This is a genomic window from Hydrocoleum sp. CS-953 (genome assembly GCF_002260545.1).
Classification (GTDB): Bacteria; Cyanobacteriota; Cyanobacteriia; order Cyanobacteriales; family Microcoleaceae; genus Trichodesmium.
Genome location: NZ_LGSU01001015.1, coordinates 1 through 6,056, shown reverse-complemented (window position 1 = coordinate 6,056; position 6,056 = coordinate 1). Strand labels below are relative to the sequence as shown.

Sequence of the window (6,056 nt, the reverse complement as noted above, 5' to 3'; positions counted from 1 at the left end):
AAGTAATATAGCAATACTAAATAGGTTGTAACAATTCAAAAACTAGAAATAAACTCCGAAATCCTTACCCATTAACCATTGCCTCCAAACCTATTCCTAAAAAGTGGCAAGATTTTTGACATGAATAAAATAGGATTGCTATAAATAAGTAAGAGAAATTTTTTTAGCTATTCGTGGGCAAACTACAAAGATATCTTATACCATTTCTCAAAAAGAATGCTATAGATAATTGATTGGGGAAGTGTGAGAAGTGTGGGAGGTGGGGGGAGAGGTTAAAAGTAGAAAAAACCTACTAGCGCCTCAAGCTTAAAATGGTGTATTAGATTTTTAAGTAAAAGCTTTGAAAATCAGCATCCTAGCATTTTTATCAAGTAACATTTAAGGCTTGACACAGCACTACATATTAAATAGGTTGTAACAATTCAAAAACTAGAAATAAACTCCGAAATCCTTACCCATTAACCATTGCCTCCAAACCTATTCCTAAAAAGTGGCAAGATTTTTGACATGAATAAAATAGGATTGCTATAAATAAGTAAGAGAAATTTTTTTAGCTATTCGTGGGCAAACTACAAAGATATCTTATACCATTTCTCAAAAAGAATGCTATAGATAATTGATTGGGGAAGTGTGAGAAGTGTGGGAGGTGGGGGGAGAGGTTAAAAGTAGAAAAAACCTACTAGCGCCTCAAGCTTAAAATGGTGTATTAGATTTTTAAGTAAAAGCTTTGAAAATCAGCATCCTAGCATTTTTATCAAGTAACATTTAAGGCTTGACACAGCACTACATATACTAACCGACTAATAATTGTCACGCAACAGACTTTGGATCTTGGTAACTATTTGACTTCTGAAGTCAAGCTGAAGTATAGCATTAATGCATGGTAATTGGTCTTATCCCTAAAAAACCTACTCCCACCTCTCAAGAAGATGTAGCAAACATTTATGAATTTTGTATTAGAGAGATACACAACTTTCAATAAAATAAAAATGCCCCTCTCTCAAAAAGTTTTTTGAGTAGGGCATAAACTAAATTATATGAAAGAAAAAAAATGGTTATTTAGAAACCAGGAGCTAACCAACCTCGTAGGAAATAGTAAAACAATGCTAAATATTCTTCCCAAACTTCAGTAGTTAGTAAAAGTGCTTCTGCATTAGGCAGAAAATCTGCTAGTACAAAACGATAGGAAGAATCTTCATAAGGATTTACAGTATTAAAGTCTGTAGGAGCAGGAATAGTCCTCATACCTAAGTCAGTGAAAGTTAAACTAGCACGACGAATTTGAATCGCAGAAGTAACAAGAATAACTGTAGGTTCTAAACCTCTTTCATCTAATATTTCACGAGTTTCAACAGCACTTTCATGTACTGTCGAGCCATTTGGTTCAATAATAATAGCACCTCTTGGAACACCCAATAAACCTAAAACCCTTCTGATATCTTGAGCTTCAACTTTATTAAGATCAAAATCTGCTCCAATTCTTGGACCAGCACTAACAATAATGTAAGGAGCTAAACCTTTTTTATATAATTCAGCAGCATGGATAATTCGCTCTGCAGTTTTTGTTAGCTGAACTTGTATTCTATCAGGTATTATTGGTTGAGTTGTTCCTTGACCTAATAAAACAATTGCATCTGCTTTTTCATCACAGCAAGCTGAAACAGAAACAACCTCTATTGCATCTTCTTCTGCTTCTTGAGCTGCCCATACAGCAAATACTGGTGCGCTAGTAATTATCAGAACTATCAAGGCTGTAATAATCAGGGTTGGTGCTGGACCTTTTATGTCCCCACCCGATATTAGAGTAGTCGCATAAACTAACAATATAATCGAAAAACCAAGGGGTTTAAATGCAAAAGCTAGAAACCTAAAAACAGCAGCACCTATCGGACTATCTGGTGCATAAAAAGCTAGTATCAACAAAATAATTGAAAATACCATCAATAACTTATAAATTAAGTTCCTCTTATCATCACCACAGCTTTTCCAGAGTGATAGAGTAATACAAATTAATAGTATGCAAAATACTATTCTGGTTAAAATGATCAGCATAATTTTTTGATTTCTGTCCTGAGAAAATTTGGATTATTAGCTGCATCAATTAAGTGAGTTGATGCACCATTTCCCATATATAAAAATAAAAGTCAAATTATTTTATCTATACTTCAGTTGATAATTAATTGCTTCTGTGACTGTTTGGATTACTTTAACACGAGCATAACGTTTATTATCACCCGCAATTAAAGTCCAAGGAGCAGTTGGCGTACTTGTACGCTGAATCATTTGATTTACAGCTACTTCATAAACTTGCCACTTTTCTCTATTGCGCCAATCTTCTTCAGTAAGTTTATACTGCTTAAATTGGTCGTTTTGTCTCTCAGTGAACCGCCTGAGCTGTTCTTCCTGACTAATATGTAACCAAAACTTAACCAAAACATAACCTGCAGTGGTCAATTGTTCCTCAAACTCATTAATTTCCCGATAAGCACACTGCCATTCTGACTCTGTGGCAAATCTTTCCACTCGCTCCACTAATACTCGACCATACCAACTGCGGTCAAAAATACCAATTTTTCCTGCTTCTGGCAACTTTTTCCAGAAACGCCAAAGATAATGATAGGCTTTTTCCTCCTCTGTTGGTGCAGCAAAAGCATTAACTATATAACTACGAGGGTCCAAGTTATCGGTCAACCGCTTAATTGCCCCACCTTTACCAGCAGCATCCCACCCTTCAAATAAGATTAAAACAGGTAGTTGATGCTTGTATATTTCCAATTGCAGTTTACTCAAAAGTTCTTGCTGCTGGTTTAATGACTTTTTATACTGTTTCGGAGAAAAGCATTGGGTCAAATCTACTTGAGCCAAAAAATCTCGTTCGGTAGGTTTGAGTTGTTCTTGAAGAGGATTATTTGGTCGTGGCGCCCTAATATGCATTTGGTCTAAAGCTTGAGTTAGTATTGAGACAATTTCTGTCAAGACTTTAACTCTTGCCCAACGTTGACAGTTTCCTTCAACTAAAGTCCAGGGAGCAAATCCTGTGCTAGTATGAATTAGCATTTCCTCCGCAAAGGCAGTATATTTTTCATAATTTTTCGCTTGTTGCCAGTCTTGACTTCTAACTCGCCAAGCTCTTAAAGGGTCGTCTGCAGTTTGTTTTAAGCGCTTCTTCAGTTCTTTTTTGCCCAAATGAATCCAGAATTTGGCGATCGCCGCCCCATTATCGACCATCTGACGTTCAAAAGCATTGATTTGTCGCATAATTATTGGTACATCTGCTTCTGACACACTTTTCAACAATCGGTCTTCTAGGACGTGGGTGTACCAACTATGATAAAATAGGGATATTTGTCCTGCTCTAGGAATTTTTTGCCAAAACCTCCACAGAAAAGGATATTGTTGCTCTTGTTTTGTAGTCGGCCAAATTGGATGGACAACAAAACCCCGTGGGTCCATATATCCTACTATTTGTTTAACTAAAGCGCCCTTACCTGCTGCAGCCCAACCTTCTAAAACTATCAGCATAGGTAATTTGTTTTGCCAACAAGCTTTCTGTAGCGATCTTAACTGTCGCATCAGTCCTTCTAACTGTATTTTATAGGCATCTTTATCAAGGCCAACATCTAAATTTAGAGTATTTAACATATTCAGTTATATTTTGTTATAAATATATAGGTCTTTTAGCTATTAGACTGGAAGCCCTACACTCTAACCGATAGGGTGAGTGTCGATATCAGGGGTGTGTGAGTCTAGCTACATTGCCTGACCAATGCCGTAGGTGAGAAATACAACAGTGCCGAGATGAACTCACTATCTATCGCCCTCAGACAGAGACTGTATTTCATTAATGGATAAGAGATTGAATGTATCAGGAAATATAAAAAGGAGATAGGGAATAGGGAATAGGGAGGAAGAAATACAAGGGCAAATATTTGTCCCCTTAATCAGGAATATATGTACTGAATACTTCTCTATCTACCTTCTTTCAATCCCTTGAAGTATTACCGCTTTTAGATTTTAGTCACTCCTTTGGTCTCTTAAGAATTATTTTACTCTCCAGTCTCTAATGGATAATGGATAATTACCTCTAGTTAAAACCGTTACAGAATTGANAATACTTCTCTATCTACCTTCTTTCAATCCCTTGAAGTATTACCGCTTTTAGATTTTAGTCACTCCTTTGGTCTCTTAAGAATTATTTTACTCTCCAGTCTCTAATGGATAATGGATAATTACCTCTAGTTAAAACCGTTACAGAATTGAATATAAGGAAATATTATTTCTTCTCTTGGTCGATTGGATATGGCGTTAACGTTAGCGCAGCTCCTCTGGAAGAGGCAGTGGCTCTGCACTCTTCGGGAGACCGTTCCCTCCGGGACGCTTTCCTACGGAATGCTCCGCAAACGACCGCTTTTTTCCCCTATCCAAGGGGAGGCTTCAAGGCGCGAATTATTTAATTATTAATTATTCGGAAAAACGAATAACCTCTGCCATGCTCAGTCATTTTTTGCATGCGTAAGCCTTTAACCCTTCCCACTCTTTGTCAGTTACCGAATAATTAAGGTTTAAAGCCTCTCACTCACCGTGGAGAAACAAAAAAAATTTCCTTTTATTCAATCCTATCCGTTTTAGGGAGAGGTAATTATCAATTATCCATTATCAATTATCAATTAATGAAGCGAATATTTAACCGTCGCTCCCTTGCCATGGTGATACCATTTGGTAGTACAATCAAAGTGTAAAACATATAGACCCTCATGGCAAAATATAAAGCCGCAGAGAGAGTAACCGTTTCTTGTCCTGGATGTGGAAGGACTCAAACAGTAAGAAAATCAAAGGTTGTTCCTTGCAATTACTACACCTGTAGTCGTTCGTGCAAAGCTAACCCAGAATGGCAACACCCAGCCAAACCGAAGGGATTTGTTCATGTTCAACATATGTACGCTGCTGGCGCATTTACTGGGCACGAGTTCAGACCAGCGACTGAAGAAGAACAGGAGTCTATTAATCGCGCCAAGTTGATTTTTTCGGCAGGCTTGCTTCAGATTTCGGAGCCAAATTAATGGGAATTACCTACCAGTAACGCCTACTGCTATGAGTAACTCAATTTTTTTGCTTGATAAAATTATTCCCTACCTATTCGAGCGACATGGCTAGATATATACAGTTCCTTGGAATAAAGATGGTTCAATAATTAAATAATTAATAATTACCTTTTCCGATCAACAAGAGGATTTGCTCAGAGGATTTTTTTCTTTTTTGTTCATTACATTGAGAGGCTTTATATTTTACAGCGGTTTTCATTTCGGTAGACCACAGTAGGGGCGATTTTCTACGGAATGCTCCGCAAACATGAATCGCCCCTACTGTGTTTTGGTTGTAACGATGTATGTAATTTTTCGGTAAGAGCGCCAGTAAAGGGATGTGGGCTAAGAGGGGGAAAATAAAAATGCCTAGAAACAAAGGGTAGTGCATCAGCAAAGTGTGGGATAAGTAAATATGGCTGGCCAATATAATTCCAAAGCACTGATATATCAAGGTTAAGCGCCCACATGGGAGCGAAAAAAGTGCAAATTTTTCAGCCTTTAAGACTAAAAAGTTAGGACGGCTGGCAGACTTGCATAATTTAAAGATACAGCTACAATTATTCCTCCTACTTTTGGAAGTCTTCCTACTTTCGGACGTCTTCCCAGACTTCCCACACTTCCTTGAAGCACTACCAAACAAAGGAAGAGTTTTAAATGTGCCAATTGAGCAATATGAAAGATGATGATTAAAATTAAGTATAGCGCTACTTATTAAGGCTCTTGACATTTCTAAATCCTGTTTGCGCAGCATGACCTAGGAAAACCATTTGACAGTTTACTATTCCCTATTCCCTATTCCCTAGCGTGTAGCGCTATAGATATTGACAGTAAAATTATATTGTGTTAAGTGAATCTTTAGAAAAATCACAAAGAATAAAAAAAACTTATAGATAACTTCAAAAACAATATTATTAAAACCCTTTACAAACCGAAATAAACTAGCTAAAGTATTAATAACGGTCAAGGAACACA

Annotated in this window: 2 protein-coding genes; both read right to left on the bottom strand. The window is 37.0% G+C overall.

The genetic code is table 11. The features are described 5' to 3' along the window. Window positions 1-1,059 precede the first annotated feature (1,059 nt). Window positions 1,060-1,941, bottom strand: a complete 882-nt coding sequence (locus tag AFK68_RS14615) for a YdcF family protein (RefSeq protein ID WP_246844197.1) — start codon at window positions 1,939-1,941, stop codon at window positions 1,060-1,062. 213 nt (window positions 1,942-2,154) lie between these two features. Then, window positions 2,155-3,642 carry a polyphosphate:AMP phosphotransferase gene (pap, locus tag AFK68_RS14610; RefSeq protein ID WP_094673437.1) on the bottom strand — a complete coding sequence of 496 codons (1,488 nt, stop codon included), beginning with the start codon at window positions 3,640-3,642 and terminating at the stop codon, window positions 2,155-2,157. Window positions 3,643-6,056 lie beyond the last annotated feature (2,414 nt).